Annotated in this window: 18 protein-coding genes; 9 read left to right on the top strand and 9 right to left on the bottom strand. The window is 31.0% G+C overall.

Features of this window, described 5'->3' with window-relative positions; all coding sequences use genetic code 11:
- The first annotated feature begins 65 nt into the window (after window positions 1-65).
- The 6 genes from porV to ACLII3_RS02945 all read left to right on the top strand — a co-directional run bounded on the left by porV (window position 66) and on the right by ACLII3_RS02945 (window position 6323).
- Window positions 66-1316 carry a type IX secretion system outer membrane channel protein PorV gene (gene porV / locus ACLII3_RS02970; protein WP_412986369.1) on the top strand — a complete coding sequence of 417 codons (1251 nt, stop codon included), beginning with the start codon at window positions 66-68 and terminating at the stop codon, window positions 1314-1316.
- 73 nt (window positions 1317-1389) lie between these two features.
- Window positions 1390-1872 (top strand): cytidine deaminase, encoded by a 483-nt coding sequence (gene cdd / locus ACLII3_RS02965; protein WP_412986367.1) that lies wholly within the window; start codon window positions 1390-1392, stop codon window positions 1870-1872.
- A gap of 91 nt (window positions 1873-1963) precedes the next feature.
- Entirely contained in the window at window positions 1964-2962 is a 999-nt protein-coding gene (gene pdhA, locus ACLII3_RS02960; RefSeq protein WP_412986365.1) for a pyruvate dehydrogenase (acetyl-transferring) E1 component subunit alpha, read from the top strand.
- A 3-nt stretch (window positions 2963-2965) separates the two neighbouring features.
- The gene (locus ACLII3_RS02955) at window positions 2966-4555 is read left to right on the top strand and encodes a 2-oxo acid dehydrogenase subunit E2 (protein ID WP_412986363.1); all 1590 of its coding nucleotides are present in this window, start codon (window positions 2966-2968) and stop codon (window positions 4553-4555) included.
- Between the two features lie 123 nt (window positions 4556-4678).
- Window positions 4679-5647 carry a M28 family peptidase gene (locus ACLII3_RS02950; RefSeq protein ID WP_412986361.1) on the top strand — a complete coding sequence of 323 codons (969 nt, stop codon included), beginning with the start codon at window positions 4679-4681 and terminating at the stop codon, window positions 5645-5647.
- Window positions 5628-6323: an SDR family NAD(P)-dependent oxidoreductase gene (locus ACLII3_RS02945; RefSeq protein ID WP_412986359.1), complete on the top strand. Its 696-nt coding sequence runs from the start codon at window positions 5628-5630 to the stop codon at window positions 6321-6323. Before ACLII3_RS02950 ends, ACLII3_RS02945 begins: the two co-directional genes overlap by 20 nt.
- 112 nt (window positions 6324-6435) lie before the next feature.
- On the opposite strand, the gene ACLII3_RS02940 is transcribed toward ACLII3_RS02945, so the two are convergent.
- From ACLII3_RS02940 to ACLII3_RS02915, 6 genes are all read right to left on the bottom strand, one after another.
- Window positions 6436-6831, bottom strand: a complete 396-nt coding sequence (locus tag ACLII3_RS02940; protein WP_412986357.1) for a hypothetical protein — start codon at window positions 6829-6831, stop codon at window positions 6436-6438.
- 110 nt (window positions 6832-6941) lie between these two features.
- Window positions 6942-7490: a hypothetical protein gene (locus ACLII3_RS02935; RefSeq protein WP_412986355.1), complete on the bottom strand. Its 549-nt coding sequence runs from the start codon at window positions 7488-7490 to the stop codon at window positions 6942-6944.
- A 28-nt stretch (window positions 7491-7518) separates the two neighbouring features.
- Window positions 7519-7839 carry a hypothetical protein gene (locus ACLII3_RS02930; protein WP_412986353.1) on the bottom strand — a complete coding sequence of 107 codons (321 nt, stop codon included), beginning with the start codon at window positions 7837-7839 and terminating at the stop codon, window positions 7519-7521.
- A gap of 50 nt (window positions 7840-7889) precedes the next feature.
- Window positions 7890-8447: a hypothetical protein gene (locus tag ACLII3_RS02925; protein ID WP_412986351.1), complete on the bottom strand. Its 558-nt coding sequence runs from the start codon at window positions 8445-8447 to the stop codon at window positions 7890-7892.
- An 81-nt stretch (window positions 8448-8528) separates the two neighbouring features.
- Window positions 8529-9023 carry a hypothetical protein gene (locus ACLII3_RS02920; RefSeq protein ID WP_412986349.1) on the bottom strand — a complete coding sequence of 165 codons (495 nt, stop codon included), beginning with the start codon at window positions 9021-9023 and terminating at the stop codon, window positions 8529-8531.
- Window positions 9020-9913: a hypothetical protein gene (locus ACLII3_RS02915; protein ID WP_412986348.1), complete on the bottom strand. Its 894-nt coding sequence runs from the start codon at window positions 9911-9913 to the stop codon at window positions 9020-9022. Before ACLII3_RS02915 ends, ACLII3_RS02920 begins: the two co-directional genes overlap by 4 nt.
- Window positions 9914-10048: 135 nt before the next feature.
- Between ACLII3_RS02915 and ACLII3_RS02910 the strand changes: the two genes are divergently transcribed.
- Window positions 10049-10912, top strand: a complete 864-nt coding sequence (locus ACLII3_RS02910) for a DUF4349 domain-containing protein (protein ID WP_412986346.1) — start codon at window positions 10049-10051, stop codon at window positions 10910-10912.
- A gap of 54 nt (window positions 10913-10966) precedes the next feature.
- Here the strand turns inward: ACLII3_RS02910 and ACLII3_RS02905 are convergent, their stop codons facing one another.
- On the bottom strand, window positions 10967-11341 hold the full coding sequence (locus ACLII3_RS02905) for a hypothetical protein (protein WP_412986344.1): 375 nt from the start codon (window positions 11339-11341) through the stop codon (window positions 10967-10969).
- A 162-nt stretch (window positions 11342-11503) separates the two neighbouring features.
- Here ACLII3_RS02905 and ACLII3_RS02900 point away from each other — a divergent pair, with 162 nt between their 5' ends.
- Both ACLII3_RS02900 and ACLII3_RS02895 read left to right on the top strand, forming a co-directional pair.
- On the top strand, window positions 11504-12082 hold the full coding sequence (locus ACLII3_RS02900; RefSeq protein ID WP_412986343.1) for an outer membrane beta-barrel protein: 579 nt from the start codon (window positions 11504-11506) through the stop codon (window positions 12080-12082).
- 4 nt (window positions 12083-12086) lie between these two features.
- Window positions 12087-13286: a CotH kinase family protein gene (locus tag ACLII3_RS02895; RefSeq protein WP_412986342.1), complete on the top strand. Its 1200-nt coding sequence runs from the start codon at window positions 12087-12089 to the stop codon at window positions 13284-13286.
- Window positions 13287-13399: 113 nt separating this feature from the next.
- Here the strand turns inward: ACLII3_RS02895 and ACLII3_RS02890 are convergent, their stop codons facing one another.
- Together ACLII3_RS02890 and ACLII3_RS02885 are read right to left on the bottom strand one after the other, a co-directional pair.
- Window positions 13400-13576: a hypothetical protein gene (locus ACLII3_RS02890; RefSeq protein ID WP_412986340.1), complete on the bottom strand. Its 177-nt coding sequence runs from the start codon at window positions 13574-13576 to the stop codon at window positions 13400-13402.
- Window positions 13577-13634: 58 nt separating this feature from the next.
- Window positions 13635-14000: a hypothetical protein gene (locus ACLII3_RS02885; protein WP_412986338.1), complete on the bottom strand. Its 366-nt coding sequence runs from the start codon at window positions 13998-14000 to the stop codon at window positions 13635-13637.
- Between the last annotated feature and the right edge of the window lie 46 nt (window positions 14001-14046).

The following is a 14046-nucleotide window of genomic DNA, read 5'->3' as shown; positions in this document are numbered from 1 at the left end:
TAATAATTTATATTTGCTTAATAAATTAACGCTCAATGAGTTTTAATTTAATTTAATTCTTACATATGAAAAACTATATTTTAGCCCTAATAACAATAGGTTTTTTCGCGAAAGTTAATGCGCAAACAGCAACAGAAGTTATTCCATATTCAAACGATAGTAGAGTAATAACAACTGGTGTGCCATTTCTTTTAATTGCATCAGATGCTAGAGCAGCAGGAATGGGAGACATAGGAGTAGCTACATCTGTTGATGCATATTCGCAACAATGGAACCCAGCCAAATATGCATTTTCCGAAACTAAATCTGGAATAGGAGTTAGTTATACACCTTACTTAAGTAAATTAGTAAACGATATCTTTTTAGGTAATGTTACTTATTTTAATAGGATAAACGAGCGTAGTGCTTTTGCAGCGAGTTTCAAGTATTTTAGTTTAGGTGAAATTGAAATTGTACAAGATGAATTTTCAACACCTCTTTTAGAATCGCCAAACGAGTTAACTATTGATGCGTCTTACTCTTTACGTTTAGCAGATCAGTTTTCTATGGCAGTAGCTTTACGTTATTTACGTTCAGATTTAAGAATTCAAGCCGTTGATCAAAATGCTAGTGCAGCAGGTTCTTTTGGGGTAGATATTGCAGGTTTTTACCAAAGTGAAGAAGAAGCCTATAATGATTTTAATGGTCGTTGGAGAGCTGGTTTTGCAATACAAAATTTAGGGCCAAAAATTAAGTATGATGATGCTGGTAGAGAAAACTTTTTGCCAACTAACTTAAGACTTGGTGGAGGATTCGATTTTATTTTTGATGACTATAACCGTGTAAATGTTACAGCAGAGGTTACTAAATTACTTGTGCCAACTCCTCCAATTCTTGGAGTGGAAAGAGAGTTTAATGACTTAAATGGTAATGGAACTTTTGATCCATCTGATGAGAATCCAGAAACAATTATTAGTGAAACAGATGATGTTATCATTGAAGGGCAATCTACAGATGTTAGTTTTATTTCTGGAGTTTTCCAATCTTTTGGTGATGCACCTGGAGGTTTTAGTGAAGAGTTAAAAGAGTTTACTTGGGCATTAGGAGCAGAATATTTATATCAAGACTCTTTTGCTTTTAGAGCAGGTTATTTTAACGAATCTGAAGAAAAAGGAGCAAGAAAGTTTTTTGCTTTAGGAGCAGGATTTAAATACACAACGATTAATATAGATTTATCTTACTTATTCTCTGCATCAAAAGTGCAAAGTCCATTAGAAAATACATTGCGTTTTTCATTGACGTTTAATTTTGGCGATGGCGAGTATAGCGAATATTAAGATTAACAAAGTTTAATAAGCACAAAAACTATTGTATTTTTACAATAGTTTTTTTGTCTAAATACATTTCATAATGAAGGAAGTAAAAATAGAATCTACACTTTATGTCTATGATTCCTTAAACGAAATACCTCAAGATGTTCAACATTTAATGGAACAAGCATCAATAGCTAGAGATAAAGCATATGCGCCATATTCTAAGTTTAGTGTAGGTGCTGCATTATTATTAGAAAATGGTGAAATTATTTATGGTAGTAACCAAGAAAATGCATCTTATCCTTCTGGTTTGTGTGCAGAGCGTACAGCCATTTATTATGCTGGAGCTAAGTGTCCAAATCAAAAAATAGTAAGAATGGCTATTATTGCTGGTTCAAGAATAAACCCAACAACAAGTCCAATTCCTCCATGTGGTGCATGTAGGCAAGCTATTGTTGAGTATGAAGTAAAGCAAAAAGAAGCTATCGAGATTTATTTTATGGGAGAAACTGGAAAAGTTGTTAAATCCAGTTCATTAGCTAATTTATTGCCTTTAGTTTTCGATAAATCGGTTCTATAACGTTTTCGGAAAAAAATTAAGCCTTAGTCTTTTTGCAATATCACGCAAAGTGTTACTTTTGTAGTTCGCTAAACTAAAACGAAACTAGTACATGCAAAAGATAACTAAAGAAACGTATCTTAAATGGTATGAAGACATGTTATTCTGGAGAAAGTTTGAAGACAAACTTGCTGCAGTTTATATTCAACAAAAGGTAAGAGGATTTCTTCACTTATATAATGGTCAAGAAGCAGTATTAGCAGGTGCTTTACATGCTATGGATTTATCTAAAGATAAAATGATTACTGCTTACCGTAATCACGTACAACCAATTGGAATGGGAGTAGACCCTCGTCGTGTGATGGCTGAGCTTTATGGTAAAGCTACAGGGACATCTCAAGGACTAGGAGGTTCTATGCATATCTTTTCTAAAGAACATGGTTTTTATGGAGGTCATGGTATTGTAGGTGGACAAATTCCTTTAGGTGCTGGAATGGCATTTGGAGATAAGTATAATGAAACTGGAGGTGTAACATTATGTTATTTTGGTGATGGTGCTGCTAGACAAGGATCTTTACACGAAACGTTTAACATGGCTATGAACTGGAAATTACCAGTAGTTTTTGTTTGTGAAAACAATGGTTATGCTATGGGAACTTCGGTAGAGCGTACAGCAAACCATACCGATGTTTGGAAACTAGGTTTAGGATATGAAATGCCTTGTGGTCCAGTTGATGGAATGAATCCAATAAAGGTTGCTGAAGCTTTCGATGAAGCTATTCAAAGAGCTCGTCGTGGTGATGGACCAACATTTTTAGAAATGAAAACGTATCGTTATAGAGGGCACTCTATGAGTGATGCGCAACACTATAGAACTAAAGAAGAAGTAGAAGAGTACAAGAAAATTGATCCTATTACACAAGTAAAAGATATCATTCTTGAAAATAACTATGCTTCTGAAGATGACATTGCTGTAATGGATAAGCGTGTTAAAGATTTAGTGAAAGAATGTGAAGAATTTGCAGAAAACTCACCTTGGCCAGAAAAGAACGTGATGTATGATGCAGTTTACGAACAAGAAGATTATCCATTTTTACCACATAAATTATAAGCTATGGCAGAAATAATCACAATGCCTCGTTTGAGTGACACAATGGAAGAAGGAACGGTTGCTGCTTGGTTAAAACAAGTTGGCGATAAAGTTGAAGAAGGCGATATTTTAGCAGAAATAGAAACAGATAAGGCTACCATGGAATTTGAATCATTTCATGAAGGTACTTTACTGCATATTGGAGTGCAAGAAGGTGAAACTACTAAGGTAGATGAACTTTTAGCAATTATTGGAAATGAAGGAGAAGATATTTCTGGATTGTTAAATGGAGCAACCCAAGAAGCACCTGCTCAAGAAAATGTTGAAGCACCAGTTGAAGCATCAAAACCTACACAAGAATCTGTAGCAATTCCTGAAGGTGTAGTTGTAGTAACAATGCCACGTTTAAGTGATACTATGGAAGAAGGTACGGTTGCTACTTGGTTAAAACAAGTTGGTGACGTTGTTGAAGAAGGTGATATCCTTGCTGAAATAGAAACAGATAAGGCAACAATGGAGTTTGAGTCTTTCAATGCTGGAACTTTATTATATGTTGGTTTACAAGAAGGAGAAACTGCTAAAGTTGATGACCTATTAGCAATTATTGGTCCTGCTGGAACTGATGTTTCAAATGTAGCTGCTAACTTTTCAATTGAAACTGCTCAATCAGTAGAAGCTCCTAAACAAGAAGCACCAAAAGCTGCTCCTAAAAAAGAAACTAAGGTAGAAGCACCTGTGCCAGTTGTAAATACATCAACAGGACGTGTGTTTATATCACCTTTAGCTAAGAAAATGGCTGAAGAAAAAGGAATTAACTTATCACAAGTACAAGGTTCTGGAGAAAATGGACGAATTATAAAAAGAGATATTGAAAACTTTACACCAGCTGCTGTATCATCTGCTTCTGTTGCTAAGTTTGTACCTACAGGTCAAGAAGACTTTGATGAGGTTAAAAACTCTAATATGCGTAAGGCTATTGCTAAAAACTTAGCTAAATCTAAGTTTACAGCACCACATTATTACTTAAATGTGGAGTTTGATATGGACAATGCTATTGCATTTAGAACTCAGTATAACTCTTTACCTGATACAAAAATTTCATTTAACGATATGATTGTTAAAGCATGTGCTTTGGCATTACGTCAGCATCCACAAGTAAATTCTCAGTGGTTTGATGACAGAATGAAATTAAATAACCATGTACATATTGGTGTGGCTGTTGCAGTACCAGATGGTTTAGTAGTACCAGTGGTTAGATTTGCTAACGAGCAATCATTACCACAAATTAATGCTGCTGTAAAAGATTACGCTGTTCGAGCTAGAGATAAGAAATTATCGTTAGACGAAATGGAAGGAAGTACATTTACTATTTCTAATTTAGGTATGTTTGGTATAGAAAGTTTTACATCTATTATCAATCAGCCAAATTCAGCAATTTTATCTGTTGGAGCAATTGTACAAAAACCAGTTGTTAAAAACGGACAAGTAGTACCTGGAAATACCATGAAGTTATGTATGGCTTGTGACCATAGAACTGTTGATGGTGCTACAGGAGCACAGTTTTTACAAACTTTAAAAGGATATATTGAAAACCCTGTAACTATGTTAGTATAAGTGCAGAGATTTATATAATAAACAAAAGCCATTACAATTTGTAATGGCTTTTTTTATGTATAGAAGATAAATTGTATGATGGAATACGAGGATTTTATATCTTAGTCCCAAACAAAATTCTTTATGAAAAAAATATTCCCATTAGTAGTCTTATTATTAGTGTTAAGCTGTAAAAAAGACAAATCTGAAACTAAGAAAGTAAAAGAAGTAACCATTACAAGTAACGAATTAAAAGAAGCTGTATCTTTTTTAGCTTCTGATGAACTTAAAGGACGTGATACTGGAACAGAAGGTATTGAGTCTGCTGCTAAATTTATTGAAGATAGATTCGTAGAATATGGTGCTAAGCCATACTTTAATGAGTATCGTGATAATTTTAAAGTAGATAGTTTGGATGCTTTTAATGTTGTTGGATTTGTTGAAGGTAATGATGATAAGTTAAAAGATGAGGTGGTTATAATTGGAGCCCACTATGACCATATTGGGTTTGGTAGAAAGGTTGGAAACGATTCTATTGGAAATGGCGCAAATGATAACGCTACAGGAACTGCTGCTGTATTAGCAATGGCTAAATATTTTGCAACAAAAAAGAGTAATAAGCGTAGTGTAATGTTTGCATTATTTACTGCAGAAGAAAGAGGATTACTAGGTTCAAGTCATTTAGCTAAAAGGTTAAAGGAAGAAAATCTAAACCTTTATACTATGGTGAACTTTGAAATGATTGGTGTACCGTTTACTGATAATAGAGGCTATGAGGTACTAGCAACAGGTTTTGAGTTGTCTAATATGGCCGAAAAAATTAATGCTTATACAAATTCAAATATTGTAGGTGAATCAGAGGTAGCAAAAAAGTATAGTTTGTTTAAGCGTTCGGATAATTATCCATTTTATAAAGAGTTTAATTTACCATGTCATACATTATCATCTTGTGATATGTCTAACTTTGATTATTATCACCATGTGGATGATGAAACCGAATTAATGAATTTTGAATTTATGGCTAACTTAATTAATAAGTTAACTCCTGCTATGGAAGCTATAACAAATTCTGAAACTAGAGAAATACAAATGCATGAGCAAGCAGCAGAGTAAAAATATAATTATAACAGGAACCAGTAGAGGTATTGGTTTTGAGCTAGTGCATCTTTTTGCTAGTCAAGGTCATAATGTGTTGGCATTATCTAGAAATGCACAACCAGTAAGTAATTTAAATTTCGATAATATTACTTCTATGGCATTTGATTTAAGTAATGCCGAAGATTATAAAAAAGTAACTGCTTTTGTTGAAGACAATTGGAAACAAGTAGATGTATTAATTAATAATGCAGGTACACTTTTAAACAGGCCTTTTAACGAAACTACCATGGCAGATTTTGAATACGTTTATAGAACCAATGTATTTGGAGTGGCTGAGTTAACAAGAGTTATGGTGCCTTTTATGAAAGCTAAAAGTCATGTGGTTACTATTAGTTCTATGGGAGGTGTACAAGGTAGTATGAAATTCCCAGGATTAGCGGCTTATAGTTCTAGTAAAGGAGCTGTAATTACATTAACAGAGTTGTTAGCCGAAGAATATAAAGCATCTGGAATTGCATTTAATGTATTAGCCTTAGGAGCTGTACAAACCGAAATGTTAGAAGAAGCATTTCCTGGTTACCAAGCACCAACGACTGCACAAGAAATGGCTATATATATTGCCAATTTTTCATTAAATGGACATAAATATTATAACGGAAAGATGCTGCAAGTATCAAGTACAACACCTTAGGTGCACGACGCTATTAACGTGAATTAAATTAAAAACCTCCAAATTATTATTATTTGGAGGTTTTTTATGTTAATCTACCACGTTGAATTATAGGTGTTGTTGACTACCTTAGTTATTCTATTTTCCAAATCTTTTCTAACGTCAGAGTATTTGTTCCAGTAAACCAACTAATTGTTACTTCATCTATTTTAATGCTTTTACATTCGTTACATTTTGTAATTTTTTGTTTAAATTCAGTTGGAATTTTGTTACTCCAAGAAATTGAATGAAAAATAATTTTTCCGTCATTATCAATTCCCGAAATCTTAAATCTGAGGATTTCATATGAAACATTATTTTCTCTCAAGTAGTTCGATTTTATTTCTATTGAGTCTAGTCTGAATAATACCAAATCTAAATCACCTTTGGCTTTAAAATCCTTCTCAATTCTTTCTCGATCTTGAATGGTTTGAGAAATACAGGTTAAATTGATTAATAGAAATAATATAGAGAAAAATGTTTTCATCATTTAAACTATTGTAACTAACGAGCTTAAATGAACTCGTTTTAATGATTTATATATAGTGTTAAACGAAGTTAGCGTTTTCACAACAAAAAATCAATACGTAGAAATAAATCTTATTCTTTTGACCAATCAATTAATGACTTGTAAAAGCTAATTAAAGGCATTAACACTTCAAGATTATCATCAAAAGATAATGAAAATTCAGTCTTTATATTATAATTAATACTTTTTGTTTCTGGTAAAAACAATGTTTTACGTGCTATTAATTCTAACTCAGTTTCTGAAAGTAATTTTTCTAGGCGTTTTTTAAACTTTTCTTTTTTTGAATTTACTTTTAGAATATTTTTATTTCTAAAGATTAATCGTTTAAAATGGCTTCTTGTTGTTATATCAAATTGTGGTAATTTATTTATTTCAGAAAAAGCAGATTCTATTGTTCCTAATTTAATATCACCAACTTCATAGTGAACACAAATAATGTTATTTTTATATGGAATCTTTAAGCTTAATGACTTTACTCTTAAATCGTCATTATAGTCAGCCATATCTAAAAAAGTAATTAACTTAGAACTCGCAGATTCATATTTCTTTTCTACTTCAATTCCCTCTTCTAAAGCTAGTTTTTCAAAATGAGGTTCAAATATATTTTTCTTGATTTTCAAAATACAGTAATCTTTATCATAATAACCTTTATTTTCTATAAGAACCATAGCGAATTAAGCTCCATATAAAAAAGAGGCCTAATAAACCAATTGTGGCATAACCGAAAAACACTAAATACAGAAGAAAAAAGCTAAACAATAAAGCAGCCATTTTTAAACCATTTTTTATTTTTTTAGCAGATTTAGGTTTTCTATTGTGAATCAGATTATCTAGATGTATTTCATCAGATTTTTTTAAGTAAAATTGAATTTGAGATTCCTCAAATCCTTTCGCTCTCATCTTTTCTTTTATTTGGTTAGAAGTAAGACCTTTTTCTCTTAATGATATGCTATAGTCTAATCCATTCATTTTATAAATGTAGCAAAACAATTTTTATAAGCATATTTGATGTCTTTTCTTTAGTTTAAAGGAAAACTCATACCAATAGCTGCGGCACCATTTACTTGACTTGCAGTTGGATGGTAATAATATGAAAAGGCAATTTCTACATTGTGTTTTTTACCTAAAGCAACACCAAAAGTTAAAGGTATATGCATTAAAACGCCTTTCTTTTCTATATTGTCAAAAGGAGTATAGGTTTCAAACTTACCAAAGGAAGCGCCTAAGCCAACTTCAAAATAAGGAGCAAACCAAGGTATTGGAGCACATACACGTGCTTTACCACCTAGCATTAAAGCATCAGATGATACACGATATTCTGATAATGAAGGATTTTCCGATTCTGTTGGTGATGTAAAAATAACACCAGCATAAGGACGTACACCAAACCATTTTTTTATAGCGAATACATATTCTGCCTGCGCATAAAAACCAGAGCCTTCAATATCAATATCATCCGAAGGAATACTTATACCAAACCCAATTGAAGCATCAATAAATCTTCCTTTTTGTGGTTGTGCATAAAGCATATTAGTACTAAAAAGCGTAATGAGTAGAAGTCCAAAAATGTAACGCATAAATGTAGGTTGTTTTTATAGCAATTTAGTTAGCTAATATCGTGAGTTTTAATTTAAACAAGAAGAAAATTCTTTCGTAATTTAATGCTCTTTAAACTTTAATTTTGTAGTAGTAATGGGTTGGTTATCTACTGTAATAGTTTTGGTTTTTATTATAGCAGAAATGGTATCAGTTGTTTTACCACGATCGGAGTTTGAGGTGTATTTTAAAACAATACGTTTTGTAGAATCAGTTAAGGTTTCTTTGCTCAATTCAGTAACACTATCAATGTTAATTGATCTTGCAGTTTTTGGTAAGTTTAATGTTAGTTCTCCTAAATTTTCAAGTTGTAGTTTAATATCGTTTTCAAACTCAGGATGCTGCTGTTTTAGTAACGACAAATCGTAGTACTCTTGTAGTTTTTGAGCTGCCAATTGCGTGTTATTAAAATCTGAAGCTGTATAACTAAAAAAGTCATCATTGTCCATACTTTCAGTTGCAAAAACAGGTTCAATACTTTTCATTTCTGCTTCATTAGCACTATTCATACATGAAGCCAAAATCATAAAATTTAATATGTATCCTAGTTTTTTCATTCTATCATAAATTTAAGTTTTACAATCTTTCCGTTACTATAATGTTTACCAAGTATTTTAATGTGCTTTAAACTTTGTGTTGGTATGGTAAGTGTTCTAATAAAATCATCTTTTGAGTAAATTTCTACACCAATATTATTTGGAAACAGTTGGTAAATCTGTGCATTGTCTGCAATTAAATTTTGCAGTTGTTGTTTGCGCTTTTTCCAGTCCTTTATTTTGCCATTAGTATAGTAATCTAACATAAGTGCATAATCATCTGTTTTTAGTTTTACAGTTTGATTGCTATTGGCATCAATATGTCTAATAATAGTATCTGTTTTATGATAAGGTGATTGTACTACAAATTTAATTCTATCGTCTTTTGTCGTGTAATTAAAACATCCTAAACTATCGGTTTTAAAAAATAAAGGCGATTCATTTTCTATAAATACCTTAATATCTAATGCAATATTAGTAATAGCTTCTCCTTTGTCTTCGTCAACAAAACAAAAATGGAACTCGTTTTTAGAAAATAGTTTTGTGACAACAAATAACATTGTTAATACAATTATTAAAGCGATAACTTTTGGAATACTTCCTTTTTTAGAAGGTGTTTTAGCATTGCTGTGAGCTGCCTTAAATGCTTCCCAATTATCAAAACCAACATAGACGCTTAGTAAATTTAATATGTCAATACGTGGTAGTTTTTCGGTGTCATTTTTAAAATAGGTGTAAAACCATTTTTCGCTTACTTTAGCTTTAACCTTACTAAATAAGTCTTCTTGAAACGCAGTAATTATTTCTCCTTTCCAATCTTCAATAGCAGTAGGAGCACTATAATTTTGTAAAAATGTAGTGGCAACAGCTTGTTTTAAAGTAGAAAATAAATGTTTTTCTGTGTTTGTCAAATTACTTGTATCTAATTGATATACAGTTGAAAATGTGATTGTAAAATAGTTTACAAAAGTATTACAAGAGCTTTTCAAAGCATACACAACAATAGACTATAGGTTTGCTCATGTAATTCTTAAAAATATAAAATTATGAACGCAAAACAATTCAATTCCGTATTAAAAATTAGTGTATTTACTTTCTTAAGCATCGTTATAATGTCTTGTAATCAATCAATGAAAAGCGAAGCTTATGCTTTAGAAGATGTAAAGGTTACTGACGAATATAATGCTTTCGCTCCAGAAAATGTAAACGATGATGTTGCTTTATCTACTAATACAAGTATTAAAATGCCTAAAGATTTAAAAATTATTAAATCTGCTAGTGCAAGGTATAAAGTAAGAAATGTAAAATTAGCAACTCATAAAATAAAACTGTTTGCAGGAAAGTACAAAGCTTATATTTCCGATTTACGTTTCGAGAATAATTTATATAGCATAGAAAATAGATTTACAATTAAAGTGCCTCAAGAGTATTTTGATGTGCTTATGGATTCTGTTAATGGTGTGGTAGAATTTGTGGAGTACGAAAATATAACCACTAAAGATGTAAGTGAAGAGTATGTAGATTTAAATACACGCTTAAAAACTAAGTTAGAAGTAAAGCAACGCTATGAATCTATTTTGCGTAAAAATGCAAAAACTGTTGAGGACATTTTAGCTACCGAAGAAAAGCTACGTATTATTCAAGAAGAAATAGAATCGGCTCAAGGGCGTTTAAAATATTTAACTAATAAAGTAGCTTATAGCACTATACAAATAGACTTGTACGAAACGGTTGAATATAAAGAAGAACCAGAGAGTTACTCTAAAACATTTTTCTCGAAAAGTAAAGAAGGTTTTGGTTTTGGATGGAATATTATTGAAGGTATTGTTTTAGGTATAATCCACTTATGGCCAATTGTAATATTAGCAACTATAGCATTCTTTTATATTAGAAAGCGATTAAGAAAATAGAGCTATTAAAAATACCTCCAGATTTCTGGAGGTATTTTTGTTTAGTTTCAATTTTTATTTCATTCTAATGAGGTAAATAATAGCGCCATTACCATCACCATTAATAATGTTTTTAATTTTATTTTCATCTACCAAGATATATGTGTTATAAGTTTCCCAATCAGTCGAAGGCATTTTTTCTTTTGTTTTTAAGACCTTATCATCAAAGCTAAATTCTTCAATTACCAATTCTTCACCATCGCTAGCATCCCAAGCTACTATTTGAAATAAACCATCTTTATCCTTGAAAATGACCATTTTTACGGAAGAATCTTCAGTTTTCCATTGTCCAATAAAGTCATTGTTTGGTTTTTCAGTTTGCGAGTTTGCTTGATTAAAAGGAATACTGCATATAGCTACTATTAAAAAATGTATTATTATTTTTTTCATGATATTTTGATAAGTAATGAATTAGAGAAACTAAGTTAGTGTTTTTGATGTTTTTTGTCAATAAGTAAAATGTGTATATACCAACTAACAATAATTTAATATGAAACTTTTTATTAGTTCAAAAAAAAGTAAGATTTTTGGCACGAATAAATCAATCAGTTAATGAAAAAAATAAGTTTGTTACTCTTTTTAATGAGTACTATGTTCACTTTTTCTCAAAGTGAATTTCAAGTTGAGGTAGATCTAGGTTATGCCTTTCAAACCGACATGATGTTGAACAATGAAAATTTAGAACCAGCTAATGCATTTGGTATTCGTTTAGGAGTAAATTATTTGAAAACACTTAACGAAAAACTTTATTTAGAAACAGGTTTGTATGGTAAATACAATAGAGCTAATAGGGAAATTGAAACGCTTGAGTTTACTTCAAATAGTTTAAAAATACAATTGCCTTTATATCTTGGTTATAAGATTGATGATACTTGGAGGCTTAATGTTGGAGCAAGTATTGAAAATAATAAGGATTTTGATGAAATTGACTTTAAACGTGAAGATAATTTAAGGTATGATTTGCTTACCAAATTAATATATGTCTATAACCAAAAACTACAGTTTTCGTTTTATACTAATTGGATGCTTAATAGTACACCGGATGTATATACAGTTAGTAGTCCTAGAAACGGAATGTACTTAGGTGTGATTTATAAATTAGGAAAAGTAACTAAGACTAAAAAAGACTAAAACCATGAAACAATTTATATATAGCTTATTAATAGTAACTATTGTATTTGGATGTACAAGTTATGATGATGATGTTAAAGGTAATGTACAAGATTATAAAAGCTTAACTCCTGAAAATATTGATACCAATTTAAAGGTTGCAAATATTATTGTAAATCAAGCTGAGTTTGATGAAATGTATGCTAATTATGAAGAGGATATTGAAATAGAAGGTACTTTAAATTTGTATAAAGATGGTGAGGTTTTAATTGAAAACGAAGTGATTGAAGTGCAAATAAAAGGAACGTTTAGCGCTGCATTTCCGTTAAAGACATTAGGTGTTAAGTTTGACGATACATACAATAATGAAGATCGTAAACTTATTGATCCTGAAAATTTACCTTTCCATTCATTAGATAAAGTGAAAGCTTTTAGGTTTAGGAACTCAGGAAACGATTTTGAACATACAATGTTAAAAGATATGAGTTATACCAAGTTAGCAATTGAAGCTGGTTTAAATCTTGATTTAATGTATGCTGAACAAACTGTTGTTTTTGTAAATAACACCTTTTTAGGAGTTATGAATATGAGAACTGAGTCAAATACCAATGGTATGTCTAGATTGTATGGTGTGAGTAAAAGCGACATTACATTAGCAAAAATTATTGAAGGCGGAATGGTAGAAAAGAAAGATGGTGATTTTGATAAAATAGACAACTTTATTGCTGCTATTGCAAATGGTGATTATAACTACGTAAGTAATGAAATTGATGTAGATAATTTTATTGACTACATGATTTTCGAATCTTATATTGGGAATAGAGATTGGCCAAAAAATAACGTACGCTTTTTTGCGGTTAATGATGGGCCTTTTAGGTTTGTTTTATTTGATTTAGATTTAGTGGCAACCCAAAATATTGACAGTTCGCCTATGTCTTTTATCAATCACCCTACTCAAAATCCAATTACAGATTTATTTAATATTATGTATGCTAATCCAGAATTTAAAGAAACGTATGACGCACGTTTTCAAAGTTTAATGAATTCAGGAGTACTAAGTTCAACACGATTTAATGCTATTGTAACTGAGTATAAAAGTAACATAGAGCATATTATGCCAACACATATTGATAAGTATAGCGAACCTGAAACATTTGCAGAGTGGTACTTAAATATAGAACATCTTAAAAATAATTTTGAAGCGAGAGAAGACTATGTAAGGTAGTTAATTGCAAAAACTATAAAAAAGCCTCCAGATTTCTGGAGGCTTTTTTTTTGAGTATTGTTAGTAGTTGTGATTCTAATAAACTCTTTTGTAGAAATACATATTTACTTAATTTAAAACAATTCTTTTACATCGTTTTCATCGTCTTCTTCTTCAATGTTTTCAACATGTTCAATTAAGTTTTTCGGTAAATGGTCTTTTCTATAAAATGTAATTGGCATAGGCAATATACTTGCAAATGCAATTATAAACGCCAAAATAATAAGGCGCATTAATCTTTTAAATGTCATAAATTAATGTTTAGGTTAAACTAAAAAGGAGGCAAGCTCATTGCTTGCTTAAATAATGTTAACCTAGAAAAAGGTGTGTTGCAGTTTTACATTTGGTAGATTTTAGTGTTTTATATTGTATTAACTGCTGTGGGAAATTTTTAATTAAAGTTATTTGTTTTTTAAAATGTGTATTAATGTTAGTTTGCGAAGCATGTAATAAACCTTCAAAATGAAATTGTAATAATAAGCTGCTATTAATACAGCTTGCTTTAGTTTTTAAGTAATAATTGTAATGGCTGGAAGTTGAGCTTGAATTTGTAACAACCAAAGCAATTTGATTGCTAAAATAGGCAGAGGTGTTAGCGTGACCTTGGTAAGTAACAAGGCTAAACAATACACTAGCTGCAAATAACCATTTATGTATGAGCTTTACGGAATTCATTACAATAAAGATACAGTTTTATCATTAATCTACCTTTTTTAGAAGG

It is taken from the genome of Pontimicrobium sp. IMCC45349, from assembly GCF_047219225.1.
Lineage (GTDB): Bacteria > Bacteroidota > Bacteroidia > Flavobacteriales > Flavobacteriaceae > IMCC45349.
The sequence above is the reverse complement of the archived record's forward strand: the minus strand, read 5'-3'. Positions and strand labels throughout refer to the sequence as shown.

Coding starts and splice junctions, on each gene's coding strand:
- ACLII3_RS02930 (WP_412986353.1), bottom strand. CDS start 7,839: ATGAATGGATTAGACTATAGCATATCATTAAGAGAAAAAGGTCTTACT.
- porV (WP_412986369.1), top strand. CDS start 66: ATGAAAAACTATATTTTAGCCCTAATAACAATAGGTTTTTTCGCGAAA.
- ACLII3_RS02950 (WP_412986361.1), top strand. CDS start 4,679: ATGAAAAAAATATTCCCATTAGTAGTCTTATTATTAGTGTTAAGCTGT.
- ACLII3_RS02885 (WP_412986338.1), bottom strand. CDS start 14,000: ATGAATTCCGTAAAGCTCATACATAAATGGTTATTTGCAGCTAGTGTA.
- cdd (WP_412986367.1), top strand. CDS start 1,390: ATGAAGGAAGTAAAAATAGAATCTACACTTTATGTCTATGATTCCTTA.
- ACLII3_RS02905 (WP_412986344.1), bottom strand. CDS start 11,341: ATGAAAAAAATAATAATACATTTTTTAATAGTAGCTATATGCAGTATT.
- ACLII3_RS02920 (WP_412986349.1), bottom strand. CDS start 9,023: ATGAAAAAACTAGGATACATATTAAATTTTATGATTTTGGCTTCATGT.
- ACLII3_RS02890 (WP_412986340.1), bottom strand. CDS start 13,576: ATGACATTTAAAAGATTAATGCGCCTTATTATTTTGGCGTTTATAATT.
- ACLII3_RS02910 (WP_412986346.1), top strand. CDS start 10,049: ATGAACGCAAAACAATTCAATTCCGTATTAAAAATTAGTGTATTTACT.
- pdhA (WP_412986365.1), top strand. CDS start 1,964: ATGCAAAAGATAACTAAAGAAACGTATCTTAAATGGTATGAAGACATG.
- ACLII3_RS02955 (WP_412986363.1), top strand. CDS start 2,966: ATGGCAGAAATAATCACAATGCCTCGTTTGAGTGACACAATGGAAGAA.
- ACLII3_RS02900 (WP_412986343.1), top strand. CDS start 11,504: ATGAAAAAAATAAGTTTGTTACTCTTTTTAATGAGTACTATGTTCACT.
- ACLII3_RS02895 (WP_412986342.1), top strand. CDS start 12,087: ATGAAACAATTTATATATAGCTTATTAATAGTAACTATTGTATTTGGA.
- ACLII3_RS02945 (WP_412986359.1), top strand. CDS start 5,628: ATGAGCAAGCAGCAGAGTAAAAATATAATTATAACAGGAACCAGTAGA.
- ACLII3_RS02925 (WP_412986351.1), bottom strand. CDS start 8,447: ATGCGTTACATTTTTGGACTTCTACTCATTACGCTTTTTAGTACTAAT.
- ACLII3_RS02940 (WP_412986357.1), bottom strand. CDS start 6,831: ATGATGAAAACATTTTTCTCTATATTATTTCTATTAATCAATTTAACC.